This window comes from Rhizobium ecuadorense (assembly GCF_001187535.1).
GTDB classification, from domain to species: domain Bacteria; phylum Pseudomonadota; class Alphaproteobacteria; order Rhizobiales; family Rhizobiaceae; genus Rhizobium; species Rhizobium ecuadorense.
Window position 1 is genome coordinate 63,273 of record NZ_LFIO01000023.1, and the last position, 24,672, is coordinate 87,944.

Annotated in this window: 27 protein-coding genes; 12 read left to right on the forward strand and 15 right to left on the reverse strand. The window is 62.5% G+C overall.

Annotated elements, in window-relative coordinates; genetic code table 11:
* The first annotated feature begins 12 nt into the window (after positions 1-12).
* From rnpA to yihA, 3 genes are all read left to right on the forward strand, one after another.
* Complete coding sequence (gene rnpA / locus AF337_RS00995; protein ID WP_049730655.1) at positions 13-414, forward strand: ribonuclease P protein component; 402 nt, start codon at positions 13-15, stop codon at positions 412-414.
* Entirely contained in the window at positions 414-2,207 is a 1,794-nt protein-coding gene (gene yidC, locus AF337_RS01000; protein ID WP_049730656.1) for a membrane protein insertase YidC, read from the forward strand. Before rnpA ends, yidC begins: the two co-directional genes overlap by 1 nt.
* 142 nt (positions 2,208-2,349) lie before the next feature.
* Positions 2,350-3,003 carry a ribosome biogenesis GTP-binding protein YihA/YsxC gene (gene yihA, locus AF337_RS01005; RefSeq protein WP_049730657.1) on the forward strand — a complete coding sequence of 218 codons (654 nt, stop codon included), beginning with the start codon at positions 2,350-2,352 and terminating at the stop codon, positions 3,001-3,003.
* Positions 3,004-3,215: 212 nt separating this feature from the next.
* Here yihA and AF337_RS01010 read toward each other — a convergent pair whose 3' ends face one another.
* The 3 genes from AF337_RS01010 to AF337_RS01020 form a co-directional block, all read right to left on the reverse strand.
* Positions 3,216-3,770: a fasciclin domain-containing protein gene (locus AF337_RS01010; protein ID WP_049730658.1), complete on the reverse strand. Its 555-nt coding sequence runs from the start codon at positions 3,768-3,770 to the stop codon at positions 3,216-3,218.
* 139 nt (positions 3,771-3,909) lie between these two features.
* Positions 3,910-4,629, reverse strand: a complete 720-nt coding sequence (locus AF337_RS01015; protein ID WP_049730659.1) for an anti-sigma factor — start codon at positions 4,627-4,629, stop codon at positions 3,910-3,912.
* Complete coding sequence (locus tag AF337_RS01020) at positions 4,626-5,165, reverse strand: sigma-70 family RNA polymerase sigma factor (protein WP_049730660.1); 540 nt, start codon at positions 5,163-5,165, stop codon at positions 4,626-4,628. The genes AF337_RS01015 and AF337_RS01020 overlap by 4 nt, the downstream gene beginning before the upstream one ends.
* 143 nt (positions 5,166-5,308) lie before the next feature.
* Between AF337_RS01020 and argB the strand changes: the two genes are divergently transcribed.
* Entirely contained in the window at positions 5,309-6,196 is an 888-nt protein-coding gene (argB, locus tag AF337_RS01025; RefSeq protein ID WP_003570750.1) for an acetylglutamate kinase, read from the forward strand.
* 300 nt (positions 6,197-6,496) lie between these two features.
* The gene (locus tag AF337_RS01030) at positions 6,497-7,645 is read left to right on the forward strand and encodes an alpha-hydroxy acid oxidase (protein WP_049730661.1); all 1,149 of its coding nucleotides are present in this window, start codon (positions 6,497-6,499) and stop codon (positions 7,643-7,645) included.
* Positions 7,646-7,704: 59 nt separating this feature from the next.
* On the opposite strand, the gene AF337_RS01035 is transcribed toward AF337_RS01030, so the two are convergent.
* Together AF337_RS01035 and AF337_RS01040 are read right to left on the reverse strand one after the other, a co-directional pair.
* Positions 7,705-8,475, reverse strand: a complete 771-nt coding sequence (locus tag AF337_RS01035) for an isocitrate lyase/PEP mutase family protein (RefSeq protein ID WP_049730662.1) — start codon at positions 8,473-8,475, stop codon at positions 7,705-7,707.
* Positions 8,472-9,545 (reverse strand): bifunctional transcriptional activator/DNA repair enzyme AdaA, encoded by a 1,074-nt coding sequence (locus tag AF337_RS01040; RefSeq protein ID WP_049730663.1) that lies wholly within the window; start codon positions 9,543-9,545, stop codon positions 8,472-8,474. Before AF337_RS01040 ends, AF337_RS01035 begins: the two co-directional genes overlap by 4 nt.
* A gap of 101 nt (positions 9,546-9,646) precedes the next feature.
* On the opposite strand from AF337_RS01040, the gene AF337_RS01045 reads away from it, so the two are divergent.
* Together AF337_RS01045 and AF337_RS01050 are read left to right on the forward strand one after the other, a co-directional pair.
* Positions 9,647-10,363 (forward strand): pyrimidine 5'-nucleotidase, encoded by a 717-nt coding sequence (locus AF337_RS01045; protein WP_049730664.1) that lies wholly within the window; start codon positions 9,647-9,649, stop codon positions 10,361-10,363.
* A gap of 104 nt (positions 10,364-10,467) precedes the next feature.
* Positions 10,468-11,100 carry an EF-hand domain-containing protein gene (locus AF337_RS01050; RefSeq protein WP_049730665.1) on the forward strand — a complete coding sequence of 211 codons (633 nt, stop codon included), beginning with the start codon at positions 10,468-10,470 and terminating at the stop codon, positions 11,098-11,100.
* Positions 11,101-11,185: 85 nt separating this feature from the next.
* Here AF337_RS01050 and AF337_RS01055 read toward each other — a convergent pair whose 3' ends face one another.
* Positions 11,186-12,052, reverse strand: a complete 867-nt coding sequence (locus tag AF337_RS01055; protein ID WP_049730666.1) for an LOG family protein — start codon at positions 12,050-12,052, stop codon at positions 11,186-11,188.
* A gap of 193 nt (positions 12,053-12,245) precedes the next feature.
* Between AF337_RS01055 and dapD the strand changes: the two genes are divergently transcribed.
* The 3 genes from dapD (at position 12,246) to AF337_RS01070 (ending at position 14,982) form a co-directional block, all read left to right on the forward strand.
* Positions 12,246-13,106: a 2,3,4,5-tetrahydropyridine-2,6-dicarboxylate N-succinyltransferase gene (gene dapD / locus AF337_RS01060; RefSeq protein ID WP_049730667.1), complete on the forward strand. Its 861-nt coding sequence runs from the start codon at positions 12,246-12,248 to the stop codon at positions 13,104-13,106.
* 99 nt (positions 13,107-13,205) lie between these two features.
* Positions 13,206-14,399 (forward strand): succinyl-diaminopimelate desuccinylase, encoded by a 1,194-nt coding sequence (gene dapE / locus AF337_RS01065; protein ID WP_049730668.1) that lies wholly within the window; start codon positions 13,206-13,208, stop codon positions 14,397-14,399.
* The gene (locus tag AF337_RS01070) at positions 14,386-14,982 is read left to right on the forward strand and encodes a hypothetical protein (protein ID WP_049730669.1); all 597 of its coding nucleotides are present in this window, start codon (positions 14,386-14,388) and stop codon (positions 14,980-14,982) included. Before dapE ends, AF337_RS01070 begins: the two co-directional genes overlap by 14 nt.
* 6 nt (positions 14,983-14,988) lie before the next feature.
* Here the strand turns inward: AF337_RS01070 and truA are convergent, their stop codons facing one another.
* From truA to def, 5 genes are all read right to left on the reverse strand, one after another.
* Positions 14,989-15,789, reverse strand: coding sequence for a tRNA pseudouridine(38-40) synthase TruA (gene truA / locus AF337_RS01075; RefSeq protein WP_049730670.1), 801 nt, complete (start codon positions 15,787-15,789; stop codon positions 14,989-14,991).
* Entirely contained in the window at positions 15,789-16,724 is a 936-nt protein-coding gene (fmt, locus tag AF337_RS01080) for a methionyl-tRNA formyltransferase (protein WP_049730671.1), read from the reverse strand. Before fmt ends, truA begins: the two co-directional genes overlap by 1 nt.
* A gap of 20 nt (positions 16,725-16,744) precedes the next feature.
* A complete protein-coding gene (locus AF337_RS01085) occupies positions 16,745-17,167 on the reverse strand; it encodes a type II toxin-antitoxin system VapC family toxin (protein ID WP_049730672.1) in 423 nt (140 codons plus the stop codon).
* Positions 17,164-17,448, reverse strand: coding sequence for a FitA-like ribbon-helix-helix domain-containing protein (locus tag AF337_RS01090; protein WP_049730673.1), 285 nt, complete (start codon positions 17,446-17,448; stop codon positions 17,164-17,166). Before AF337_RS01090 ends, AF337_RS01085 begins: the two co-directional genes overlap by 4 nt.
* Positions 17,449-17,513: 65 nt before the next feature.
* Positions 17,514-18,029: a peptide deformylase gene (gene def, locus AF337_RS01095; RefSeq protein ID WP_049730789.1), complete on the reverse strand. Its 516-nt coding sequence runs from the start codon at positions 18,027-18,029 to the stop codon at positions 17,514-17,516.
* 233 nt (positions 18,030-18,262) lie between these two features.
* On the opposite strand from def, the gene AF337_RS01100 reads away from it, so the two are divergent.
* Both AF337_RS01100 and AF337_RS01105 read left to right on the forward strand, forming a co-directional pair.
* Entirely contained in the window at positions 18,263-19,489 is a 1,227-nt protein-coding gene (locus AF337_RS01100) for a DNA recombination protein RmuC (protein ID WP_049730674.1), read from the forward strand.
* A gap of 81 nt (positions 19,490-19,570) precedes the next feature.
* Positions 19,571-20,470 (forward strand): ribokinase, encoded by a 900-nt coding sequence (locus AF337_RS01105; RefSeq protein ID WP_049730675.1) that lies wholly within the window; start codon positions 19,571-19,573, stop codon positions 20,468-20,470.
* A 118-nt stretch (positions 20,471-20,588) separates the two neighbouring features.
* Here AF337_RS01105 and ptsN read toward each other — a convergent pair whose 3' ends face one another.
* From ptsN to rpoN, 4 genes are all read right to left on the reverse strand, one after another.
* Positions 20,589-21,053, reverse strand: coding sequence for a PTS IIA-like nitrogen regulatory protein PtsN (gene ptsN / locus AF337_RS01110; protein WP_003570770.1), 465 nt, complete (start codon positions 21,051-21,053; stop codon positions 20,589-20,591).
* 70 nt (positions 21,054-21,123) lie between these two features.
* On the reverse strand, positions 21,124-21,699 hold the full coding sequence (gene hpf, locus AF337_RS01115; RefSeq protein WP_003570772.1) for a ribosome hibernation-promoting factor, HPF/YfiA family: 576 nt from the start codon (positions 21,697-21,699) through the stop codon (positions 21,124-21,126).
* A 291-nt stretch (positions 21,700-21,990) separates the two neighbouring features.
* Positions 21,991-22,905: a DMT family transporter gene (locus tag AF337_RS01120; protein WP_049730676.1), complete on the reverse strand. Its 915-nt coding sequence runs from the start codon at positions 22,903-22,905 to the stop codon at positions 21,991-21,993.
* An 87-nt stretch (positions 22,906-22,992) separates the two neighbouring features.
* A complete protein-coding gene (gene rpoN / locus AF337_RS01125; protein ID WP_049730677.1) occupies positions 22,993-24,555 on the reverse strand; it encodes an RNA polymerase factor sigma-54 in 1,563 nt (520 codons plus the stop codon).
* Between the last annotated feature and the right edge of the window lie 117 nt (positions 24,556-24,672).

Below are 24,672 nucleotides of genomic sequence, written 5' to 3' on the forward strand. Positions count from 1 at the left end.
GCCCGAGTAGAGATGGCGGGCGAATTGACGACCAATGAAAAAAAACACACTGTCGGGCGGCTGAAAAGCCGCCCGCAGTTTCTTGCCGTACGCGAAGGCGAAAAACGCCGCGGCGGCCTCTTCCTTCTCGAAGTCCTCGACCGGAAGGAACCCGACAGCCAAGCCCGCGTCGGTTTCACAGTCACCAAAAAACATGGCAACGCAGTCGAACGCAACCGTATGCGCCGCCGCCTGAAAGAGGCGGTGCGGCTTCATGCGGGGTTTGCAATGCAGCCCGGACACGACTATGTGGTTGTCGCGCGCAGGGACGTGCTTGAGGCGTCCTTCAAAGAATTGGCCGCGGAACTGAAATTTCGCGTGGAAACCAGGCCGAAACCCCGGCGCTCCGGAGATGGACGCCCCAGGAACGTATGATGGAAAAAAACCGCAATTACTTCATTGCGATCGCTCTCTCGGTGCTGATCGTCCTCGGCTGGCAGTTTCTCTATATGAATCCGCGCATCGAGGCCCAGCGCAAGGCGCAGGAAGCCCAGAAGGCGCAGCAGAAGACCGAACAGGTGCAGCAGCCCGCAGCCGATGGCGCGACGCCGGCTCCGACCAGCGGCACGGCGCCCTCGGGTCAGGCCGTCGCCACGGCGACACTCGAACAGGCGCTCGCCAAGAACCCGCGCGTCGTCATCGATACCCCTGCGCTTTCCGGCTCGATCAACCTTGCCGGCGCCCGGCTCGACGACCTGAAGCTCAAGGGCTATCACGAGACCGTCGACGACTCGAGCCCGACCATCACCCTGTTCAGCCCGGCGGAAACCAAGGACGGCTACTTCACCGAGCTCGGCTATATCGGCAGCGACGCGACGGGCAGCGTTCCCGGCGCTTCGACGCTCTGGACGGCGCCGGAAGGCGCCAAGCTCACCGACAAGACGCCGGTGACGCTTTCCTATACCAATGACAAGGGCCTGACGTTCACCCGGACGATTTCCGTCGACGAACGCTACATGTTCACCGTCGCCGACAAGGTCGAAAATACCGGCCAGGCTCCCGTATCGCTCTCCTCCTACGGCCGTGTCACGCGTTACAACAAGCCGACGACGCCCTCGGTCTACGTCCTGCATGAAGGCTTCATCGGCGTCATCGGCGACGACGGCCTCGTCGAAACCAAATATACCGCCGCCGAGAAGGAAGCCGTCATGCCGCCGAAATCGACCGGCGGCTGGCTTGGCATCACCGACAAATACTGGGCCGCGACGATCGTTCCGCCGCAGACGTCAGCCTATGAAGCGCGCTTTTCGCATTTTGCCGATGGTCAGCCGCGCTATCAGGCCGACTACAAGGACGATGCCTTCACCGTTGCGCCGGGCCAATCGATCGAGCTCAAGAACCTCGTCTTCGCCGGCGCCAAGGAAGTGCCTGTGATCGACGGCTACGAGGCCAGCTATTCGATTCCGAAGTTCGACCGGCTGATCGACTGGGGCTGGTTCTATTTCATCACCAAGCCGATGTTTAAGCTGATGGACTTCTTCTATCGCTTCTTCGGCAATTTCGGCGTGGCGATCCTGTGCACCACCATCGTCGTCAAGGCGTTGTTCTTCCCGCTCGCCAGCAAGCAATATGCGTCGATGGCGAACATGAAGCGCATGCAGCCGAAGATGGAGGAGCTAAAGGCGAAATTCGCCGACGACCGCATGGGGCTGCAGCAGGCGACGATGCAGCTCTACAAGGAAGAGAAGATCAACCCGATCGCCGGCTGCTGGCCGGTGGCGCTGCAGATCCCGATCTTCTTCTCGCTCTACAAGGTGATCTACATCACCATCGAAATGCGGCACGCGCCGTTCTTCGGCTGGATCAAGGACCTTTCGGCGCCCGATCCGACGACGATCGTCAATCTGTTCGGCCTGCTGCCCTTCGAAGCGCCGACCATTCTGCATCTAGGCGTCTGGCCGCTGATCATGGGCGTCACCATGTTCCTGCAGATGCGCATGAACCCGACGCCGCCCGATCCGACGCAGGCGATGATCTTCAACTGGATGCCGCTGGTGTTCATGTTCATGCTGGCAAGCTTCCCGGCCGGCCTCGTCATCTACTGGGCCTGGAACAACACGCTCTCGGTCGCGCAGCAGTCGGTGATCATGAAGCGCCAAGGCGTCAAGGTCGAACTTTTCGACAATCTGAAGGGCTTGTTCCGGCGAAAACCGGCGCCGTCGAAATGATGCTCTCAAGCCCCGCTCCGGCGGGGCTTTTCATTTCCGAGCGGACCGAGGCGCGAAGCGCAGACCACCTCAAAGCTTGACATCCGTCCGCAAAACCACGAAGCCCGGTTAAGAGACAGAACCCTAGGATTGCCGAGCCCGCATGCCCGAAACCGAAAAGCCGCTCTTCGGCCACCCATGGATCTTCATCCGGGGCGTCCCGTCGCTCAACTTCCTGCCGCCGGAAGGGCCGCTTGAGGTGGCCTTCGCCGGCCGTTCCAATGTCGGCAAATCGTCGCTGATCAATGCGCTGGTCGGCCAGAAGGGGCTGGCGCGCACGTCGAACACGCCGGGGCGCACCCAGGAGCTCAATTATTTCGTTCCGGACGGTTTTTCCGGCGAAAGCGGCGACATGCCGCCAATGGCGATCGTCGACATGCCGGGCTATGGCTATGCGCAGGCGCCGAAGGAGATGGTCGACAAGTGGACCAAGCTGGTTTTCGATTATCTGCGCGGCCGCGCGACGCTAAAGCGCGTCTATGTGCTGATTGACAGCCGCCACGGCATCAAGAAAAACGACGATGACGTGCTTGATCTGCTCGACAAGGCGGCCGTCTCCTATCAGATCGTGCTGACCAAGACCGACAAGATCAAGGCGCCCGCCGTGCCGAAGCTGCTTGCCGAGACCGCGGACAAGATCCGCAAGCGCCCGGCCGCCTATCCCGGCGTGCTGTCCACCTCATCGGAAAAGGGCGACGGGCTGGACGATCTGCGCCAGGCGATCGGCGAAACCGTCGGCGTCGCAAACTGGAAGTAGAGATCGCCGCCTGCCCCTCATCCGCCTGCCGGCACCTTCTCCCCGCTCGCGGGGCGAAGGGGACACTTCGCAGCCTCTCGGTTCCTCGCAACGTCCCGCATGGCACGTCCCCTCTCCCCGTTTTTTACGGGGAGAGGGTTAGGGTGAGGGGCAGCCATCAGCTCCAACCGGGACGGTGATGAACGAGCCTGCTTCCGCCGATACGCTGAGGTCTACATCTTCGGCAGCAGCACCTTGTCGACGACGTGGATGACGCCGTTCGACTGTTTGACGTCGGCGATCGTGACATGGGAGACGCCGCCGTTTTCGTCGGTCAGCGTAATCTTGCCCATGCTTTCCCTGGCTTTCAGCACGCAGCCGCCGACGGTCTTGATGTCGTGCTCGCCGCCGTCATCCTTGATCATCTTGGCAACGGTCTTGGCCATCGCATCGGCGGCAACCACATGGCAGGTCAGAACCTTGGTCAGCGTCGCCTTGTTTTCCGGCTTAAGCAGCGTCTCCACGGTGCCCTTCGGCAGGGCGGCGAAGGCTTCGTTGGTCGGCGCAAAGACGGTGAAGGGGCCTTTGCCCTCGAGCGTGCCGACCAGGCCGGCTGCCTTGACGGCTGCCACCAGCGTCGTGTGATCCTTGGAATTCACGGCGTTTTCGATGATGTTCTTGGTGGCGAACATCGCCGCACCGCCGACTTCCGGGTTCTTGGCGGCGGCAAAGGCGACGGCGGACAGGGCGGTGGCGAGCGCGAAGCCGCGCAATAGGGACTTGATCATGATTTTCTCCTCACCGGACACCATCCGCGGGCCTTATGCCTGAGCGTCGTCCGGACATTCGAACTACGGAGGTTCGCGCCAAAGAGTTTCAGGCGGGAGAAAATGATATTACGCGGCGCCGATTACGGCCCGCGCCCAATCACGGCCGGCGTAAAGCGCCGCTTGCGATCACCGGACCGGTCGCCTGGCCGGTCGGCGAGCCGCCGAAGGGTTCGAGGCTGACGGCAAGTGTTGCGCCATCGGCGAGATGGCCGCGCAGATCGGCGGGAATGACGAGTTCGCCGCTCTCGCCCGGCTGGAAGACGCCGAGCGATTTCGGCAGGCCGCTGCCCGGCACCAGCCAGAGTTCCAGCGACTTTTCCTCCGGCTTGCCGGCTGCGACCGGCACGATCTTCAGCCGGCCGCTCTGCAGCTCGTAGGAGGCAAGAAGATTGATGGCGCTGTTCTGGCCGGAAAGAGAGGCGACAAGCGGTGTCGGCCCCTGCGGCTCAGGCACCACGCCGGAGGCGAAGATGACGGCGCTGACGGCGACGACGATGCAGGCAAAGCTCAGCGAGCGCCAGAAAACCGCCGAATTCCAGAGCCCTTGCGAAAAGGATGCGGGTTTTTCAGCATCCCCGAACAGCCGCGCCTCGATCCGCTTGAAGGTTTCCCGGTTTGGAGCGGCGGTTTCATACTCGTCATTGAAGGCGGAAAGGTTGGTTTCCCAGCGGCTGACGATCGCGGCAAAGGGCCGATCGTGGCGCATGCGCTCTTCCACCACCCGCCGGTCCTGCTGCGACAGGACGCCAAGCACATATTCGCCGGCGAGAACCTCGTCGCGGGAGCGGTCTCCCTTGCTTTTGTCGGGCGATGTCATCGTTCCATGCACTCTCTCAGTTTCAACAGGCTGCGCCTGAGCCAGGTCCGCATCGTGTTCAGCGGGACACCAAACTGATCGGCCAGTTCCTGATAGCTCAGCCCTTCGACATAAGCCCGTTTCACCGCGACCGCACGATCAGCTTCCAACTCTTCCATGCAGGTGTCAATCCGCCTTCCTTCATCCTTCGTCACCGTCTGCATTTCCGGGTCGGGTGCGGCGTCGGCAAGATCGTAGGCGCTGTCCAATTCGTCGGCGACAGGCTTGCGCGTCCTCAGCGTATCGATCGACCGGTTGCGGGCAATCGCCGAAAGCCATGCCGAGGACGAACCCGTGGCTGCCTGGAAGCTTCCGGCCCTTTGCCAGATGCTGATATAGACTTCCTGCAGGGCTTCTTCGGCTTCCGTGCGATCCTTCAAGATACGCAGGCAGATGGCAAAAAGTTTCGGTCCGGTCTGATTGTAAAGCGCAACAAAGGCCCTGCGGTCGCCGAGCGCGACGCGGCCGATCAGGTCTGCAATCTCATCGCCTTGCATGCCGTTCCTCATATCGTGCTTGGGTGCGCCGGACGCTAAAAACCATCGGCTCCGCGCCAGATACGAAAAACTATTGCCCTCTGGATTGTTCCCTCTGTCGGAAACTTGCGATAAAAGGCCGCGAACAATTCCGCGGGGTCCCCATGAACGAGTCCGAAAGCGAACTGCAGGCACGGCTTCTGGCCAAGGCGCTGCCCTTCATGCAGCGTTACGAGAACAAGACGATCGTCGTGAAATATGGCGGCCACGCCATGGGCAATCCCGAGCTCGGCAAGGCCTTTGCCAGCGACATCGCGCTGTTGAAGCAATCGGGCGTCAACCCGATCGTCGTTCATGGCGGCGGCCCGCAGATCGGCGCCATGCTGAACAAGATGGGCATCGAATCGAAATTCGAGGGCGGGCTGCGCGTTACCGACCAGAAGACGGTCGAGATCGTCGAGATGGTGCTCGCCGGCTCGATCAACAAGGAAATCGTCGCGCTGATCAACCAGACCGGCGAATGGGCGATCGGCCTGTGCGGCAAGGACGGCAACATGGTCTTCGCCGAAAAGGCGCGCAAGACCGTCAAGGACCCGGATTCCAACATCGAGCGGGTGCTCGATCTCGGCTTCGTCGGCGAGGTGGTCGAGGTCGACCGCACGCTGCTCGATCTGCTCGCCCGCTCCGAGATGATCCCGGTGATCGCCCCGGTCGCGCCCGGCCGTGACGGGGCGACCTACAATATCAACGCCGATACTTTCGCCGGCGCCATAGCCGGGGCGCTGAACGCCACCCGGCTGCTGTTCCTGACCGATGTGGCCGGCGTGCTCGACAAGAACGGCCAGCTGATCAAGGAGCTTTCCGTCGCCGAAGCCCATGCGCTGATCGCCGACGGCACGATCTCGGGCGGCATGATCCCCAAGGTCGAGACCTGCATCGACGCGATCAAGGCCGGCGTCCAGGGCGTCGTCATCCTGAACGGCAAGACCGCCCATTCCGTCCTGCTGGAAATCTTCACCGAGCACGGCATCGGAACGCTGATCGTTCCCTGATCGAGAGTGGTCGACGCGAACCTGCGCCAGCAGGGGATGGATGCAAGGAGCAGCGCTGCGGCATGTCCTTCGAGGCTTCGCCCTGCGGGCTACGCGCCTCAGGATGAGGTGCGTTGGAGAATGCCTCACTGAAGCAGGGGGTGGAGGTTGATCGCCATCGCCTGAGCGCCGTCCCGCGCAAAAACCGCCCAAACAGCGACAATCCTATCGGACAGGCCGCAAATCGCCCGATCTAGCCTTGGCAAGATTTCGAATCGTGTTTTAGGTTGCGGCCCGAAAACCAACGGGTCGAGCAAACAGATGCGCCTTACAGACTGCTATAATTTCCACGACTTCCGGCGCATGGCCAAGCGGCGGCTTCCCGGGCCGATCTTCGATTATATCGACGGCGCTGCCGATGACGAGGTGACCTATCGGCGCAATACCGCGGCTTTCGAGGCCTGCGATCTGGTGCCCGATGTTCTCAGAGGGGTGGCCGAGGTCGACATGTCGGTGACGGTCATGGGGCAGAAGCTGGCAATGCCGGTCTATTGCTCGCCGACGGCGCTGCAGCGGCTGTTTCACCACCAGGGGGAGCGGGCGGTGGCGGCGGCGGCGGCCAAACACGGCACGATGTTCGGCGTCTCCTCGCTCGGCACGATCAGCCTGGAGGAAGCCAGACAGCTCAGTGCCGGGCCGCAGGTCTACCAGTTCTATTTCCACAAGGATCGCGGCCTCAATCACGAGATGATGGCGCGGGCGAAAACTGCCGGCGTGCAGGCGATGATGCTGACGGTCGACAGCATCACCGGCGGCAACCGCGAGCGCGACAAGCGCACCGGTTTTGCCATTCCCTTCAAGCTCAACCTCGCCGGCATGACCCAGTTCGCGATCAAGCCGTCCTGGGCGATCGACTGGCTGACGCATGAGCGCTTCCGGCTGCCGCAGCTCGAAAACCACGTCAAGATGGATGGTGGGGCGCTGTCGATCAGCCGCTACTTCACCGAAATGCTCGACCCCTCGATGTCGTGGAACGACGTGGCTGACATGGTGCAGGCCTGGGGCGGGCAATTCTGCCTGAAGGGCATCATGTCGGTCGAAGACGCCAAGCGCGCGGTCGAGATCGGCTGCACCGGCATCGTGCTGTCCAACCATGGCGGCCGCCAGCTCGACGGTTCGCGCAGCGCTTTCGACCAGTTGGCCGAGATCGTCGATGCCGTCGGCGACCGGATCGACGTGATGATGGATGGCGGTGTGCAGCGGGGAACACATGTGCTGAAAGCGCTGTCGCTGGGGGCAAAGGCCGTCGGGCTCGGCCGCTACTATCTCTTCCCGCTTGCCGCTGCCGGACAGCCCGGCGTCGAACGGGCGCTGGAGACGATGCGCACCGAGATCGAACGCGACATGAAGCTGATGGGCTGCACCTCGGTCGCTCAGCTGACGCGGCGCAATCTGCGCTTCCGTTCCTGAGCGGAAGACTACGTTATTGCGGGCCGCAGCCTATCCTGCGGATGCGGCCCGTCAACATCTCAGCGCAGGCTATAAATCGCCGCCGCCTCCTGTTTCAGCTTTTCCATCATCGACCGGTAAGGCCCCGGCCCATAGCTGATGCGGCCAACACCGAGCCTTGCCAGGGTTTTCACATCGGGGGCGCCGGTCCGCATCATGACATTGACCGGCTGCGACGATGCCGCGCAGATCTTTTCGATCAAACCGGGATCGATCAGGCCGGGCACGAAAAAGCCGTTGCCGCCGGCCGCCGCATAGGCCCTGCCCCGCTCGATCGCCTCGTCCACCAGGCCGGCATGTTTGGCAAGATCGCTTTCGGCCAGGAAAAGGTCGGTGCGGGCGTTGATGAAGAAAGGGATGTCCTTGGCATCGGCCATCGCGCGAATGGCGCGGATGCGGGCCGCCTGGCTCTCGGCGGGATAAAGCCCCTCGCCGGCAACGACCCGATCCTCGAAATTGATGCCGACGGCGCCGACCTCCACCAGCCTGGCGACATTGGCGGCCGCCCCCGCGGGCTCCGCCGAATAGGCGCCTTCGAAATCGACAGAAAGCGGCAGGTCGACGAAATCGGTGATGGATTTCGCCGTCTCCACAAGCACCGACATCGGCAGCTTCTCGCCATCGGCAAAACCGTGGGCCGCGGCGACCGACCAGCTTCCCGTCGCCAGCGCCTTGGCGCCGGCTTCCGCCACCGCCTTCGCGGTGCCGGCATCCCAGATATTGTAAAGCACGATCGGGTTGCCCTTCTGGTGCAGCGCACCAAATGCCTTGGCCTTCTCGGTCTGGTTCATGCTGTCTCCTCCATCTTCGCTTGCATGCTGATCTTCTCTTCGTGGCGCAGCAGCCATTGTTTGCGCCAGAGGCCGCCGCCGTAACCTGTGAGCGAACCGTCCGCGCCGAGAATGCGGTGGCAGGGCACGATGATCGCAAGCTGGTTGGCGCCATTGGCGCGGCCGACGGCACGCACCACCTCCGGCCTGTGCATCTCCCTTGCAAGATCGCCATAGGCGCGCGTCTTGCCGACAGGGATCTCCATCAGCTTTGCCCAGACATGTTTTTCGAAGGCTGTGCCGCCGAGCGCCAACGGCGTCGTGAAAACAGTGAGCCGCCCCTCGAAATAATCCCGGATTTCCGCCTCGACCTGATCGATGACAGGGGTGCGGCCGATCGCGACCGAGGAGCGGACGCGCTTCTGCAATCCTTCGAGCTCGGCCGGCAACGCCTTGCGATCGTGAAATTCGAGAAGATGCAGATGGGTCTTGTCGGCAACCGCGATCATCGGTCCGAGCGGGGTGTCGAACCAGTCGGCAAAGAGCAGTTCGCGGTTCTGCGACAGCGCCGGCGCCTTGCCGACGAGCCGCTGGAAGGCCGAGCGAAAGCCGCTCGGAGACTCGTATCCGGCGTCGATTTGCGCATCGATGACCCGCGCGCCATCGGCCAGCTGCCGGGCGGCTTGCCCGAGCCTGATGTAGCGGACGATATCATGAAAGGTCATGCCGAGCGCCCGCTTGAAGGCGCGGCGCACCGTCGAGGGATCATGGCCACGGCGCACAAGCTCGTCTTCCGTCCAGCGAACCCCCGGCTCGCCATCAAGCGCGGCAAGCAGCGCGTCGACGATCGGCTCCCGGCCCGGCTGCTGCAGCGGCCGGCAGCGCCGGCAGGGGCGGAAGCCGGAATGCATGCAGGCGGCGATCGTCTCGAAGAACAGGGTATTTTCCCGCTTCGGCTTGCGCGCCGGGCACGTCAGACGGCAGAAGATGCCTGTCGTCTTGACGCAGACATAGGCCTGGCCCTCATAATCGGCACTGCGCGCGATCAAGGCGTCATAGAGCGTATCATCGTCGGGACGTTCGAAAAGCATAGCCGTTTCTAGCATCCCGCGCCCGCGACGTCCGCCGAAAATCGGGCGTCTATTTTTTCTTGTCGATTTCCTTGCGGTCGCAGCCATGCCATAAGTCCGCCATGACAAAGATCGACCGCACACCAGATAAAGCCGATTTCGCGCACGTTACCGACTGGGTCTTCGACCTCGACAACACGCTCTATCCGCATCATGTCAATCTCTTCGCGCAGATCGACAAGAACATGACTGCCTATGTCGCCGCGCTCTTACAGATGGAGCGGGAAGAGGCGCGTAAGCTGCAGAAGCAATATTACCTCGAACACGGCACGACGCTGCAGGGGCTGATGATCCATCACGGCATCGACCCGAACGACTTTCTGGAAAAGGCGCATGCGATCGACTATTCGGCGCTGACGCCGCAGCCGGAACTCGGCCAGGCGATCAAGGCGCTGCCGGGGCGCAAGTTCATCTTCACCAATGGCAGCGTCAAACATGCGGAAATGACGGCGGAGGCGCTCGGCATTCTCGAGCATTTCGACGACATCTTCGACATCGTCGCCGCCGACTACGTGCCGAAGCCGGCGCAGGCGACCTACGACAAGTTCACGGCGTTAAAACGCGTCGAAACGAGCAAGGCGGCGATGTTCGAGGATCTGCCGCGCAATCTGACGGTGCCGAAGGCGCTCGGCATGCAGACCGTGCTGCTGGTGCCGCGCAATCTGGAAGAGACGCTCGTCGAATGGTGGGAAAAGACCAGCGGCGAAGAGGATCATATCGATTTCGTCACCGACGACCTCGCCGCCTTTCTCAATAAGGTCACCGGCCTCGGCGGCTGACGGATTACCAAAGTTTCATTCAGCTTACCGATGTTTAACTGGGGCTTTCCGCCCTGCTGCCGTAGCTTTCTTCGTGAGGGGACACCTCACGAAAGGCAAATACGATGTACCGCAACAAGCTGATACTGGCAGCGCTTTCCTCCACCCTCATCTTCGGCGCAGCCGCCGGAGCGGGCTATGCCGCACCCGGTGACGGGCCGCGTCAGCACGCCGGCATGCACGGTCCACACGGTCCAGGATCTGCCGCCTTCCGCGAAATCACCTATGTCAGGATGCTCAAGCAGTTCGACACGAACAAGGACGGAAAGGTCACCAAGGAAGAGGCGACGGCCGGCCTCGACAAGGTTTTCGCTGCGATCGACACCAATAATGACGGCTCGCTGACGCCCGGTGAAATCCGCGCATACCAGAAGACCGAGATGCAGGCGATGCGAGATCAGCGCAACCAGGAGGCCGGCGAAAACAAGGGGGATAGCGCCGCCGCGACGCCGGACAATGACGACCAGGGACGGCCGCCCCGCGACGGGCACGATGGTCGTGACGGGCACCGCTGGATGCGCCATGGCGGCAACATCATGCGCGCCTCGTTGATGATGCATCGGATCGATACCGACCAGAACGGCCAGATCTCCAAACAGGAAGCGGTCGCCGCCTTCGACAAGCTGTTTGCGCGGATGGACCGCAACAAGGACGGCGTCATCTCGATCGACGACATGCCGGACCGGCCGCTGCTGTAAGGCCGCTTCAGTAAAGCTGGGCGAACCATTGCCCCCGCTCTTTCCCCGCCCGGCGGGGAAAGAGACGCGTCTCACGACCGAGACGCTATTCGCGATGCTCATAGAAATCCTGGATGATCTTCCACGCGGCCTCGGCCGTGTCGACGAAGCTGATCAGCTTGACGTCATCAGGCGCGATCGTGCCGAATTCGGCCAGGGCATCGAAATTGACGATGCTGCGCCAGAAGGCCTCGCCGAAAAGGATCAGCGGCAGCCGCTCCATGCGGCCGGTCTGGATCAGCGTCAGGCATTCGAAGAATTCGTCGAGCGTTCCGAAGCCGCCGGGAAAGACGGCGATCGCCTTGGCGCGCACCATGAAATGCATCTTGCGAATGGCGAAATAGTGGAAGTTGAAGCTGAGCTCCGGCGTCACATAGGCGTTCGGCGCCTGCTCGTGCGGCAGCACTATGTTGAGGCCGATCGAGGGTGCGCCCTCGTCGGCCGCGCCGCGATTGCCCGCTTCCATGACGCCCGGACCGCCGCCGGTGACGATGACATATTCCTGGAACCCGAGGGTCGCCGAATATTTCGAGCAGAGCCGGGCGAATTTGCGCGCCTCGTCATAATAGACGGAAGCCGCCTCCAGATTGGCGCGCTGGATATCGTTGCGCGCCGCCCAGGCGCTCTGGCCGGGGGCGGGAATGCGGGCGCCGCCGAACATGACGACTGTGGAGCGGATGCCGCGTTCCGTCAGCATCATCTCCGTCTTCAGCAGTTCCAGCTGCAGGCGGATCGGCCGCAACTCCTCGCGGCAGAGGAAGTCCTCGTCGACATAGGCAAGGCGGTAAGCGGGCGACATCGTCTGCGGCGTCTTCGGCACGGCTTCGGCGCGCTGCCTGTCGGTCGAGCTGCTCTTCAGCGGGTCCCATACGCCGTCCTTGCGCCGCGATCCGCCGTTTCGTCCCTTCGCCATGTCGAAATGCCTTTCAGTCCTGCCGGTCGTAGTGCCGGATATGTCGCTATAACGCCTTGAAACCAGATTGATCCTGCCCGAAAAATCATTCCATTCTACGGGCGCATGCTGTAGAGCAGGACACAATCCCGCCAACCGCAATTCCGGAGACTGCGCCGTCTCCACGATAAAGATCGAAGTTTAAGGAATTCCCATGAGCGCCACCGACCTCGCATCCCTCGAAAAGACCATCGAAGCCGCCTTCGACAATCGCGACAATGTGAACACGTCGACGAAGGGCGAGGTCCGCGATGCCGTCGAAGCAGCGCTCGACCTGCTCGATGCCGGCAAGGTCCGTGTCGCGACGCGTGGCGCCGACGGCGCATGGACGGTCAATCAGTGGCTGAAAAAGGCCGTGCTCCTGTCCTTCCGCCTCAACGACATGGATGTGGTCAAGGGCGGCTCGGGCAATTCCACCTGGTGGGACAAAGTGCCTTCGAAATTCGAGAACTGGGGCGAGAACCATTTCCGCGCCGCCGGCTTCCGCGCCGTGCCGAACTGCGTCGTGCGCCGCTCGGCCTATATCGCCCCGAACGCCATCCTGATGCCCTCCTTCGTCAATCTCGGCGCCTATGTCGGCGAAGGCACGATGGTCGATACCTGGGCGACGGTCGGCTCCTGCGCGCAGATCGGCAAGCACGTGCATCTGTCCGGCGGCGTCGGCATCGGCGGCGTGCTGGAGCCGATGCAGGCCGGCCCGACGATCATCGAAGACAATTGCTTCATCGGCGCCCGTTCGGAAGTGGTCGAAGGCTGCATCATCCGCGAAGGCTCGGTGCTCGGCATGGGCGTCTTCATCGGCAAGTCGACCAAGATCGTCGACCGCGCCACCGGTGAGGTGAGCTACGGCGAAGTGCCGCCCTATTCCGTTGTCGTCGCCGGCTCGATGCCGTCGGGCAATGCGACGATGGCGAACGGCCAGCCGGCGCCGCATCTCTACTGCGCCGTCATCGTCAAGCGCGTCGATGAAAAGACCCGCTCCAAGACCGGCATCAACGAGCTGTTGCGCGATTGATGACATCGGGAAAATGATCCGGTAAACAGACGGCGTCTTTTACGCGAGGCGCCGCCGCCTTGCCATGTCTTTGCCATTCCCGCCGGATAGTTCGACGCCATGACCGCTACCGATCCCGTCGCCAATCTTCAGACGCTGATTCGCTGCCCCTCCGTGACTCCAGCCGAAGGCGGCGCATTGTCGGCGCTCGACGCCATGCTTGCGCCGCTCGGCTTCATCGTCGACAAGGTGAAAGCGAGCGAAGCGGGCACGCCCGACATCGAAAACCTCTATGCCCGCCTCGGCAGCGACGGCCCGCATCTGATGTTTGCCGGCCATACCGATGTCGTGCCGGTCGGTGACGAGGCTGCCTGGACGCATCCGCCCTTTGCCGCCGAGATATCGAAGGGCGAATTGTTCGGCCGCGGCGCGGTCGATATGAAGGGCGGCATCGCCTGTTTCGTCGCCGCCGTCGCCCGCCATATCGAGAAAAGCGGACCGCCCAAGGGCTCGATCTCCTTCCTGATCACCGGCGACGAGGAAGGCCCGGCGATCAACGGCACGATCAAGCTGTTGCAATGGGCGGCTGAGCGCGGCGAGCGCTGGGATGCCTGCCTGGTCGGCGAGCCCACCAATCCCGACAGGCTGGGCGACATGATCAAGATCGGCCGGCGCGGCTCGCTGTCGGGCAGGATCACCGTGCACGGCGTCCAGGGCCATGCCGCCTATCCGCATCTTGCCGACAATCCGGTGCGCGGCATGCTGCAGCTGACGCAGGCGCTGATGGACCCGCCCTTCGACGGCGGCACCGACGATTTCCAGCCCTCGAATCTCGAGGTGACGACGGTCGATGTCGGCAATCCGGCAACCAACGTCATTCCGGCCAGGGCATCGGCAAGCTTCAACATCCGCTTCAACGACAGCTGGACGGCCGAGACGCTGCGCGCCGAAATCCTGCGCCGTCTGCAAGCCGCCGCCGGGGACGGCCGGCTGCGGCCGGGCCGCGAACCGGTGAAATACGATATCGTCTGGGCCGACCGGCCAAGCCATGTCTTCCTGACCCGCAACAATGGCCTGATCGCCTCGCTGTCATCGGCCGTCGAGAGCGTGACCGGCCGCTCGCCTAAGCTTTCGACCACCGGCGGCACGTCGGATGCGCGTTTCATCAAGGATTATTGCCCGGTCGTCGAGTTCGGCCTCGTCGGCCAGACGATGCACATGGTCGACGAGCGTGTCGCCGTTTCCGATCTGGAGATGCTGACGGCGATCTACGAAACCTTCATCGCCCACTGGTTCGCCAATGCCGGGGCTTAGAGAAGTCCAGTATTATCTGGCCGGCCTCTGGCTGCTGATCCGGCTGGACCCGCGCGGCTTCCGCTACCTCGACATGTCCGAGCGCGGCGTCAACCGCTCGTTCTGGGCGATGGCCTGGTGCCTGCCGCCGATGGGCATTTCCTGGCTCTGGTGGCGGCAGGTCTTTCTGCGGTCGATGCCGCCGGAAGCCGATGTCGGCTTTGCTTTCTATCTCAGGCTCGGCCTCGTCGAACTCGCCAACTGGTTCGTGCCGCTGGTTTTTGCCGGGCTGCTGCTGCTTGCCTTCCGCATGGGCGAGCGTTTCGCGCCGGTCGTCGTCAGCGTCAACTGGCTCGGCGTGCCGCTCTCCTATATCAACGGTCTGCTGCTGGCGATGGTGGTCTTCCTTCCCGGCTCCGTCGGCCTCGTCTCGCTGCTGCTGCTTGCCTTCATGCTGGCGCAGGTCTTCGCGCTGGCGCGCATCCTCAGGATGATCTGCCACGGCCACGCGCTGATGGTCGGGGCGATGACGCTGGTGCTGCTGGTGCCGTCGATGATCCTTTCGGAATATCTGCAGCACTTCCTCGGCATCTATCCGGTCTGATCAAGCCTATGATTGATCGTCGTCGGGATCACTGACCGGCCTGCGCCGATCGACGATCACGTCTGGATAATCCACCTGCAGAAAATAGAGCCCGTCGGGCGGCGCCACCGGCCCGCAGGCCTTGCGGTCGCGCGCTTCGAGCGCCGCCTCGACATCGTCAGGCGTCCATTTGCCTTCGCCGGCGAGCTTCAGCGTGCCGGCGAAGGAACGGATCTGGTTGTGGAGGAAGCTCTGCGCCGTGGCGCGGATTTCGATCAGCTCGCCGTTGCGGGTCACATCCAGCCGGTCGAGCGTGCGCACCGGGCTGTTTGCCTGGCAATGGGCGGCGCGGAAGGTGGAAAAATCGTGCCGGCCGACCAGCCGCTGGGCGGCGGCATGCATGACCTCGTGGTCGAGCACCTTCGGCACCCACCAGGCCTTGCCGGCTTCAAGCGCCAGCGGCGCCCGGCGGCTGACGATACGGTAGAGATAATGGCGGCGCAGCGCCGAAAAGCGGGCATCGAAGAATTCCGGAACCGCTTCGACATCGAGAATGGAGACACGCTCGTCGCCGAGCCTCAGATGTGCGTTCAAGGCATTCTGCAGCTGGTAGGGCGACCAGTCCTTGGAAAGATCGGCATGAATCACCTGCCCCATGGCGTGGACGCCGGAGTCGGTGCGGCCGGCGCCGCGGACCGAGACCGTCTCGCCGGTCAGCGACAGCACTGCCGCTTCGATCGCGCCCTGCACCGAGGGGCCGTTCTCCTGCCGCTGCCAGCCAACATAAGGGCCGCCGTCATATTCGACGGTCATGCGGAAACGCGGCATCAGGAAAGCCTCGTGCCGGCGGCAAGCGGCGTGCCCCTGAGGAAGTCGGCTGCCGCCAGCGGCTTGCCGCCGGCCTTCTGCAGCCTAGTCAGCCGCACAGCACCCGAGGCGCAGGCGACCACGAAATCACCGCTCAGCAATTGCCCGGCAGCCCCCTCGCCTTCCGCCAGCTCGGATCCCAGCACCTTCACCCGCTCCGGCTTGCCGCCGATCTCGAGCTCGAACCAGGCGCCCGGAAAAGGCGCCAGTCCGCGGATATGATTGTGCACATCTTTGGAATCCCTGGCGAAATCGATGCGCGTCTCGGCCTTGTCGATCTTGGCGGCATAGAGCACGCCCTCTTCCGGCTGCGGCGTCAGCGGCAGGTCGTTCATTTCAAGCTTCACCATGGCTTCCGCCATCGCCTTGGCGCCAACCTGCATCAGCCGGTCGTGCAGCTCGCCGGCCGTCATGTTTGGGTTGATCCCGACTTCGCGGGTCAGCGCGACGGCGCCGGTATCGAGGCCCTTGTCCATCTTCATCACCATCATGCCGGTCTTCTCATCACCCGCCATGATCGCCCGCTGGATCGGCGCGGCCCCCCGCCAGCGCGGCAGCAGCGAGGCATGGCCATTGTAGCAGCCGTCACGGGTGCCGTTCAAAACCGGCTCCGGCAGCAGCAATCCGTAGGCGACGACGACGGCGACATCGGCCTTGAGGGCGGCGAACCGCTCGCGCTCCTCGGCATCCCTGAAATTGACCGGCGTGAAGACCGGAAGACCGAGCAGTTCGGCCGCCTGATGCACCGGCGATTTCTGCAGATCGAGCCCGCGCCGCCCGCCCGGCCGCGGCGGCTGGGTATAGACGGCGACGATCCTGTGGCCGGCATCGACGAGCAGACGCAGGGTCGGGACCGAGAACTCGGGGGTTCCCATGAAGATGATGCGAAGGGACATTCTATCTCGCCAATTGAGGGTCAACCCTCTTCAAACGGGTTTACGAGCTTGAGATCAAGCCCCTCGAAATCTCTGGTGTTGCGGGTGGCGAGTGTGGCGCCGTTGGCAAGGCAGATGGCGGCAATCATGGCATCCTGGACCGAAATCGGACGCCCTATGTTTTCACGTTTCGCCCGCAGGCGTCCGGTTGCCATGGCCGCTTCCAAATCCCAGCCAACAATACGATCACGAAATTGGCCTTTCACCAAATTCTCGATGGCGCGAAAGAAGCGATCCGATCCGGTCTTCAAGAGAACCCTTTCAGCGCCGTAAATCTGCTCCATCAACCCGACAGTGCAAAGCCAGATTCTCGAGCTATCCTGCCGCAACATCCAAGCCTTCACCTTTTCATTGGGTAATGACCTGGCAAACTCGGAAACCACATTCGTATCGAGAACGATCATTCGAAGTCCTCAAACGGCCGGCCAAAATCCTTTTTCCGCGCGGCCTCGATTTCCTCCATGATTGCAGCAAATTCGTCGTCTACCGCGTCTTCTCTTTCGAAAGCGGCGCGTATCGCTGCATAGGCCGACACGGCCTCGGGCTTTGCTCCGGTTTTTCTCTGAAGCGCTTCCCGCAAAAGTTCCTTGGCCTCGTCAGAAAGACTGTTTCCACTGCGCTGCGCCGATTCCGCAATGTCTCGCTTCATCGCCTCGGAAATATTCCTGATCAGAAAATCACCCATGCGGCACCTCCATCATGATATCAGTGATATCATAATGCCTCGCCGGCGAATTTTCAACGCGGCGCTCAGAGCGCCTTCGACTTCGCCGCCTTGGTGAACCTCTTGATCACCATCTCCCGCTTCAGCCGCGAGATATAATCGATGAACAGCACGCCGTTCAGATGGTCGATCTCGTGCTGCAGGCAGGTGGCGAGCAGGCCGTCGGCCTCCACCGTCTGTTCCTTGCCGTGGCGGTCGAGATATTTGACCGAGACGACAGCCGGGCGCTCGACCTCGGCATAATAATCCGGGATCGACAGGCAGCCTTCCTCATAGACCGAGCGATCGTCGGAGGAGGTGACGATCTCCGGGTTGATGAAGACCTGCGGCTGCTTTTCCTCGCCCTCGCGCGACACGTCGATGACCAGCATACGGCGCGGCACGCCGATCTGGATCGCCGCAAGGCCGATGCCCGGCGCGTCGTACATGGTTTCCAGCATATCGTCGGCAAGACGCTGCAGGTCGGCGTCGACCCGCTCGATCGGCTTGGAGATCTGGCGGAGAAGGGGATCGGGAAGAATGATGAGTGGCTTGATGGTCATGGCGTTCCCATAACCCATCTTTTCCGACTATGGAATTATCCGGCAGGCGGGGAAGACGCTTTTTTGCATCTCCGCCCGGAATTTCGCCATATTCGCCTCGGGTCGCTGGCGGACAGCGGTGCCGAGTGATCGCATAGGCCAGCAGCCGCCACCGCGTGCGAATATATCGGGGGCCTCCAGTTTCGTTCACGCTTTGATCTATATATTGCCGCCCCTTCTGTTATGGTTGCGGCATGACCGCCCATTCCGATTCGTTCACTTTACCGCTTGCCTCGATCAGCCCGACCATGTTGGCGCTTGCCGGCGGGGTTCTGCTGGCCTTTGTCCTGCTGGTGACCGTGCTGCTGCTGCGTGGTGCAAGCCTTCGCCGCGAACAGGCGGAGGAGGCGAGCTTTCGCGCTGGAGAAAGCGACGCGCGCATGGCCGAGCTTCTGAAGATCCAGGCGGAAATGCAGGGCCGCATCGCGGCAATGACCGAGGTTTTCGGGGCGCGGCAGAGCGAGCTCAACCAGGCGATCAGCCAACGCCTCGACGGCATGTCGCAGCGCGTCAACTCGACGATTACCGAGCAGACCAAGTCGACGCATGAGAACCTGCAGCGGTTGCAGGAGCGGCTGGCGGTGATCGATGCGGCGCAGAACAATATCCAGACGCTGGCCAAGGATGTCGTCGGGCTGCAGGCCATTCTTTCCAACAAGCAGACGCGCGGCGCCTTCGGCCAGTCCCGGATGGAAACGATCATCGCCGACGGCCTGCCGATGGGCGCCTATGCCTTCCAGCAGACGCTCACCAACGGTTCGCGGCCGGACTGCACGATCCGCATGCCGAACGGCGCGCCGCCGCTGGTGATCGATGCGAAATTTCCGCTCGAAGCCTGGAACGCGATCCGCGACGCCGGCAACCCGGAGGCCGGCAAGATCGCCGGCCAGCAGTTTCGCCGCGACATGGAGATCCACATCCGGGACATTTCCGAGAAATATCTGATCCAGGGCGAAACCCAGGATACGGCCTTTCTCTTCGTGCCGTCGGAATCGATCTTCGCCGAGCTCCACGAGAATTTCGAGCCGGTGGTGCAGAAGGCGCACCGGGCGCGTGTCGTCATTGTTTCGCCGTCGCTGCTGATGCTGTCGATCCAGGTCATCCAGGCCGTGCTCAAGGACCAGCGCATGCGGGCGCAGGCGCATCTGATCCAGGGCGAGGTGGCAATCCTGATGGACGATCTCGGCCGCCTCGATGAGCGGGTGCGCAAGCTGCAAGGTCACTTTGCTATGGCGCAGAAGGACATCGACATGGTCGTCACCTCGGCCGACAAACTGACCAGGCGCGGCGCCAAGATCGAAGCGCTGGAATTCGAAGCGGGCGGTGGCGAGGCCAAGCCGGCCCGCGACGGCGAACCCGCGGCCAAATCGGTGGAAAGCCGCACCGGTCTTCTCAAGCTGCGGGTGGTTGACGAGGAGTGACCGCTTCGGGCAGTGTCTCGCCCGCATGAAACAGCAGGAGCATGACGTCGCCTGCATGCGCCAGAGGACGGGACATCCCTGATGATTACAGTTTTCGGGTCCATCAACATGGACCTCATCGCCACCACCGAGCGCCTGCCGAAGCCCGGCGAGACGGTGGCCGGCAACGGCTTTGCCACCGCCGCCGGCGGCAAGGGCGCCAACCAGGCGCTGGCCGCGCGGCGCGCCGGTCGCCATGTGCATATGGCCGGCGCCGTCGGCAAGGACAGTTTTGCCGCCGATGCCCTTTCCCTGCTCAATGATGCGGGTACCGATCTTTCCCGCGTCAAACATGTCGACGGTCCCACAGGCACGGCGCTGATCCTGGTCGGCGGCGACGGCGAAAACATGATCGCCGTCGTTCCCGGCGCCAACGGCCTGGTCACGCCCGACGATGCCGAGGCCGCGATCGGCGGCATGCAGGAACGCGATATCCTGATGCTGCAGCTCGAAGTGCCGACATCAGCCGTCGAACGCGCGCTGTCGGCCGCCCGCGCCGAGGGCGTCACCAGCATTCTCAACCTTGCTCCCTTGATTCCCGATGCGCCGCGTCTCGGCCGGCTCGCCGATATCGTCATCGCCAACGAGACCGAATTCGAGCGGCTGGCCGGACAGGACGGCATGGACGCGCAAGCGCGCGAGGCGGCCCTGACGCGCCTGCACGCCGAAACCGGCCAGACGCTGATCGTGACGCTCGGCGGCGACGGCGTCGTCGCCATCCGCGACGGAGCGATCGCGCGGGCGCAGGGCCTGAAGATCGAACCCGTCGATACGGTCGGCGCCGGCGACACCTTCTGCGGCTATTTCGCTGCGAGCCTCGACGAGGGTCTGGATTTTGCCTCGGCGCTGCGCCGGGCGGCGGTCGCCGGTTCGCTCGCCTGCCTCAAATCAGGAGCACAGCCTTCGATCCCTTCGGGTGAAGACGTCGCAGCCAGGATATAGCGGGTTGCCTTGCGAAGCCGCCGGCTAGACTCCCGCTGATTCCGGGAGTTGCGGCGGTTTCCGGCCTGACGCGCATCGCATTGTCGCAAGACTGCTGCACAGTTTTGCAGGGCCTGGTTCAGGCGGCGTTGGACGTCTGCTCTTCATTGAGGAAGGCGTAGATCGCCGAAGCGGAATCGGTGGCGCGCAGCTTGGCGACCAGATCGTGGTCGCGCAGCACGCGGGCAATCCGCGACAGGGCCTTGAGGTGATCAGCGCCCGCGCCTTCCGGCGCCAGCAGCAGGAAAACGAGGTCGACAGGCTGGTCGTCCAGGGCCTCGAAATCGACAGGCTGCTCCAGCCGGGCGAAGATGCCGACGATCGAATGGATGTTGACCAGCTTGCCGTGGGGAATGGCGATGCCGTTGCCGACGCCGGTCGAGCCAAGGCGTTCGCGCTGCAGGATGACGTCGAAGATCTCCCGTTCGGAGAGCCCGGTGATCCTGGCGGCTCTTGCGGCCAATTCCTGAAGCAGCTGTTTCTTGGAATTTACTCTGAGGGCGGGAATGATCGCATCCTGATGGAGCAAATCTGCCAATGCCATTTCTTTTTCCTTCTGTCGCCGGGATCAAATGCAAGGAGCGGCGGCAATACCGCCGCTCACTGCCCTGACCTCAGCCTTTGATATTGGCCGAATCGATCCAGCCAATATTTCCGTCGTGCCGACGGTAAACGATGTTCAAATGTTCCTTGCCGGGGCTGCGGAACAGGAGAAGCGGCTCGTCGGTCATGTCGAGTGCCATCACGGCGGTGGCGACCGACATGGTCTTCAGCTGCTTCGTGCTTTCGGCGACGATTGCAGGGGCGAAATCGTCGGGAATTTCATCCTCGTGATCAGGAACAGAGTCCATGACCGTGTAGGAGACTTCTGCAAAACCGTTCAGATGGTTTCCGGCATGATGGTCCTTCAGCTTGCGCTTATAGCGGCGCAGACGCTTTTCGATGCGCTCCGAAGCGGCGTCAAAAGCAAGCTGGGGATCGGTCGCTTCACCGGCCGCATGCAGCACCACCCCGCTGTCGAGATGAAGCTTGCAATCTGCGGAGAAACGAGAACTCGCCTTTTCCACGGTCACCTGGCCGGAATACCCCCCGTCGAAGTATTTCGTGATGGCCATACCAATTTGGTCCTCGATCTTTTGACGGAACGATTCACCAATTTCCATATGTTTACCGGACACACGCACACTCATGGAGTTTCCCTTCTTATGTCGTTTGCGGGTATCAGTTTACGCCAAGCCTCAGGTTCATCCAAGCACTTCGCGCAATCTCAAGCAAGATCGGCGTCAGCCTGCTGGTCCTTGGTACCCTTCTGATGCTGGGGATAACTCCAGATGCCGTTTGCGGCATCGATTGCGGCGGGCTTCTAGCCAGCCGCTGCCGGAAAGTCAATAGGGCGAAAACCGCGGCTGCCAATGCGCGCACCGCGTGTGATGCCGCGCCAAGGAATACCGGGGATGCGGCCGACCGCTAGCCAGTGATGCCTAGACCATTCCCGCCCTGCTTGTACTCACCCTTGCCGGGATCGTCATAGCTGCGACACCGAGAATGACGCAAATGAGTCCAATCCAGGCGGTGGAGCTCAGCCTTTCGCCGAGGAAAACGATGCCGATCGCAACGCCGATCGGAACCCTGAGATAGGCTTGCGACGTCGTTCCGACCGAACCCAGCGTCTGGACGAGGCGGAAATAGATCGAAAAGGCAAGCGCCGTCGAAAAGGCGGAAAGAGCCAGCAGCGCCAGAATCGATGCGGCCGATGGATCGAGCGTCCACGGCCGGTCGACGACAAGGCTGACCGGCAACAGAATGACCGCACCTGAGATCAACGAGCCGGCCGCCGGCACGATGGGATCGAGCCCCTTGAAGTTCTTGCTGAAAATCGCCGCACCAGCATAGCAGGTGGTCGCCAGGATGATGGCGAGCTGCGCCGTCAGGCTTTCGCCGAGACCGCCGAGCACCGAGACGCCGATGACCAGGCAGATGCCGGCAAGCCCTGATATGACGCCGAAAAGCTTTCGCGCCGTCACCTGCTCATGGCGGGTTATCAACACGGTCAGCAGGAAGGTGAAGATCGGCGTCGCCGAATTGAGAATCACCGCCAGCCCGGCATCGACGGATTGTTCCGCCCAGGCGATCAGCGTGAAGGGAATGACGCTGTTCAGACAGGCCTGGACGAAAAGCCGCCGCCACGTCTCGCCGTCGGTGGGCAGGCGGATTCGCCGGTAGCGGAGGACGATAAGCAGGATGGCACCGGCAATCAGCGTGCGGACCGCGATCAACGTCACCGGCGGGATCGTCTCGACACCGATCTTGATGAAAGTATAGGAGGCCCCCCAAAGGGTCGCCAGCGCCAACAGCAGAAAAAGCTCCCTGGCAAGCTTCTGATTTTGCGGCATCATGGTCGGCTTTCCCAGTTCGCTCCAGACGCCAGAGCAATAACGGGATTTGGAGCTGGATGCTTCGATCAAGACCGAAGCATTGCGGTGTCAGAAGCCGGCGACCTTGGCGAGCGCCCGCTTTTCGCGGCGGCGCTGCACCGAGGAGGCGATGTTCATGGCCTCGCGGTATTTGGCAACCGTGCGCCGGGCGAGATCCACGCCGCCCTTCTTCAGCATGTCGACGATATCGTCGTCGGAGAGCACCGCGTCCGGGCTCTCCTGCATGATCAGCGCGCGGATCTTGTGACGCACGGCCTCGGCCGAATGGCTGTCGCCGCCGGCGACGGCGCTGATCGAGACGGTGAAGAAATATTTGAGTTCGAAGAGGCCGCGCGGCGTCAGCATATATTTGTTCGAGGTGACGCGGCTGACGGTGGATTCATGCATCTTGATCGCTTCGGCGACCGTCTTCAGGTTCAGCGGGCGCAGGTGGTCGACGCCGTTCAGCAGGAAGGCGTCCTGCTGGCGGACGATCTCGCTTGCCACCTTCATGATGGTCTTCGCCCGCTGGTCGAGACTGCGTGTCAGCCAGTTGGCGCTCTGCAGGCATTCGGAAAGGAAGGCGTGATCCTCGCCATTGCGGGTCACGCGGGAAAAATAGGATTGGTTGACCAGCACGCGCGGCAGCGTATCCGGATTAAGCTCGACCAGCCAGCCGCCCTCCGAAGAGGGCCTGACGACGACGTCGGGCATGATCGCTTCGGAAACGCCGGTCTCGAAACCGCTGCCGGGTTTGGGATTGAGCTGGCGAATTTCGCCGAGCATATCGAGAAGATCTTCCTCGTCGACGCCGCAGAGCCGCTTCAGCGTGGCGAAATCGCGCCGCGCCAGCAGTTCGAGGTTTTCGACGAGCGCCTGCATGGCGGGGTCGTATCGGTCCTTCTGCCTGAGCTGGATCGCCAGGCATTCCGAGAGGCTGCGGGCGAAAACTCCCGGCGGATCGAGCGTCTGCAGGGCGGCAAGCACACGCTCGGCCGCAGTCAGGCTGGTGCCCAGCCGTTCGCCGGTCTCGACGAGATCGACCTGCAGATAACCGGCATCGTCGAGCTGATCGACGAAGTTCTGCGCGATCAGCCGATCGGCCATGTCGGGCAGGATGAAGGGGATCTGCTGGACGAGATGATCGCGCAACGACACCTGGCCGGCGACGAAATCGTCGAGATCGTAATCGGCGCCCTCGCCGCCGCTGCCCGGCATCGATTTCCACTGGCCGACGAGCTCCGGCGCATCGAGGCGCTGCGGCGCGCTGTCATCGGGAAAAACATTGGTATAGTTGGCGTCGAGTTCGTCGTTCAGCCGGCTGGTGCTGGCGCTGCCGCCATTGTCGTACCAGTCGCTGGAGAGCGCGTCGGTGCGGTTGTCATAGCCGTCGTCCGAGCCCGCATCCTCCGGCGGATGACCATAAGGCTCATCTTCGGCTTCGCCGCGTTCGGCCCCTGCCTCGCCGTCATTCGACGGAAATTCGAGCAGCGGGTTCTTCTCCACCTCCTGGGCGATGAACTGGGTGAGCTCGACATGCGTCATCTGCAGCAACTGGATGGATTGCATCAGTTGCGGTGTCATCACCAGGGATTGGTTCTGGCGCAGGAAAAGACTGGCGGACAGTGCCATGACGGACGCGAAACTCCCTCGATTCCTCCGGGAAACCGCGTCCGATCACACTTCAGGCGACGGAAATCCAACTGGCCCAAAAATTGCTTTTTTATCTCATTTGGTCAAGCGGAACTA

Excerpts from the sequence above, each read along its gene's own strand:
- dapE (WP_049730668.1), top strand. The coding sequence starts at position 13,206 with ATGACCGCTACCGATCCCGTCGCCAATCTTCAGACGCTGATTCGCTGC.
- yihA (WP_049730657.1), top strand. The coding sequence starts at position 2,350 with ATGCCCGAAACCGAAAAGCCGCTCTTCGGCCACCCATGGATCTTCATC.
- AF337_RS01030 (WP_049730661.1), top strand. The coding sequence starts at position 6,497 with ATGCGCCTTACAGACTGCTATAATTTCCACGACTTCCGGCGCATGGCC.
- AF337_RS01010 (WP_049730658.1), bottom strand. The coding sequence starts at position 3,770 with ATGATCAAGTCCCTATTGCGCGGCTTCGCGCTCGCCACCGCCCTGTCC.
- rnpA (WP_049730655.1), top strand. The coding sequence starts at position 13 with ATGGCGGGCGAATTGACGACCAATGAAAAAAAACACACTGTCGGGCGG.
- AF337_RS01085 (WP_049730672.1), bottom strand. The coding sequence starts at position 17,167 with ATGATCGTTCTCGATACGAATGTGGTTTCCGAGTTTGCCAGGTCATTA.
- AF337_RS01040 (WP_049730663.1), bottom strand. The coding sequence starts at position 9,545 with ATGCTTTTCGAACGTCCCGACGATGATACGCTCTATGACGCCTTGATC.
- AF337_RS01020 (WP_049730660.1), bottom strand. The coding sequence starts at position 5,165 with ATGCAAGGCGATGAGATTGCAGACCTGATCGGCCGCGTCGCGCTCGGC.
- fmt (WP_049730671.1), bottom strand. The coding sequence starts at position 16,724 with ATGTCCCTTCGCATCATCTTCATGGGAACCCCCGAGTTCTCGGTCCCG.
- AF337_RS01070 (WP_049730669.1), top strand. The coding sequence starts at position 14,386 with ATGCCGGGGCTTAGAGAAGTCCAGTATTATCTGGCCGGCCTCTGGCTG.
- AF337_RS01035 (WP_049730662.1), bottom strand. The coding sequence starts at position 8,475 with ATGAACCAGACCGAGAAGGCCAAGGCATTTGGTGCGCTGCACCAGAAG.
- def (WP_049730789.1), bottom strand. The coding sequence starts at position 18,029 with ATGACCATCAAGCCACTCATCATTCTTCCCGATCCCCTTCTCCGCCAG.
- AF337_RS01120 (WP_049730676.1), bottom strand. The coding sequence starts at position 22,905 with ATGATGCCGCAAAATCAGAAGCTTGCCAGGGAGCTTTTTCTGCTGTTG.
- AF337_RS01050 (WP_049730665.1), top strand. The coding sequence starts at position 10,468 with ATGTACCGCAACAAGCTGATACTGGCAGCGCTTTCCTCCACCCTCATC.
- AF337_RS01105 (WP_049730675.1), top strand. The coding sequence starts at position 19,571 with ATGATTACAGTTTTCGGGTCCATCAACATGGACCTCATCGCCACCACC.
- hpf (WP_003570772.1), bottom strand. The coding sequence starts at position 21,699 with ATGAGTGTGCGTGTGTCCGGTAAACATATGGAAATTGGTGAATCGTTC.
- AF337_RS01100 (WP_049730674.1), top strand. The coding sequence starts at position 18,263 with ATGACCGCCCATTCCGATTCGTTCACTTTACCGCTTGCCTCGATCAGC.
- argB (WP_003570750.1), top strand. The coding sequence starts at position 5,309 with ATGAACGAGTCCGAAAGCGAACTGCAGGCACGGCTTCTGGCCAAGGCG.
- rpoN (WP_049730677.1), bottom strand. The coding sequence starts at position 24,555 with ATGGCACTGTCCGCCAGTCTTTTCCTGCGCCAGAACCAATCCCTGGTG.
- yidC (WP_049730656.1), top strand. The coding sequence starts at position 414 with ATGGAAAAAAACCGCAATTACTTCATTGCGATCGCTCTCTCGGTGCTG.
- AF337_RS01015 (WP_049730659.1), bottom strand. The coding sequence starts at position 4,629 with ATGACATCGCCCGACAAAAGCAAGGGAGACCGCTCCCGCGACGAGGTT.
- truA (WP_049730670.1), bottom strand. The coding sequence starts at position 15,789 with ATGCCGCGTTTCCGCATGACCGTCGAATATGACGGCGGCCCTTATGTT.
- ptsN (WP_003570770.1), bottom strand. The coding sequence starts at position 21,053 with ATGGCATTGGCAGATTTGCTCCATCAGGATGCGATCATTCCCGCCCTC.
- AF337_RS01090 (WP_049730673.1), bottom strand. The coding sequence starts at position 17,448 with ATGGGTGATTTTCTGATCAGGAATATTTCCGAGGCGATGAAGCGAGAC.
- AF337_RS01045 (WP_049730664.1), top strand. The coding sequence starts at position 9,647 with ATGACAAAGATCGACCGCACACCAGATAAAGCCGATTTCGCGCACGTT.
- dapD (WP_049730667.1), top strand. The coding sequence starts at position 12,246 with ATGAGCGCCACCGACCTCGCATCCCTCGAAAAGACCATCGAAGCCGCC.
- AF337_RS01055 (WP_049730666.1), bottom strand. The coding sequence starts at position 12,052 with ATGGCGAAGGGACGAAACGGCGGATCGCGGCGCAAGGACGGCGTATGG.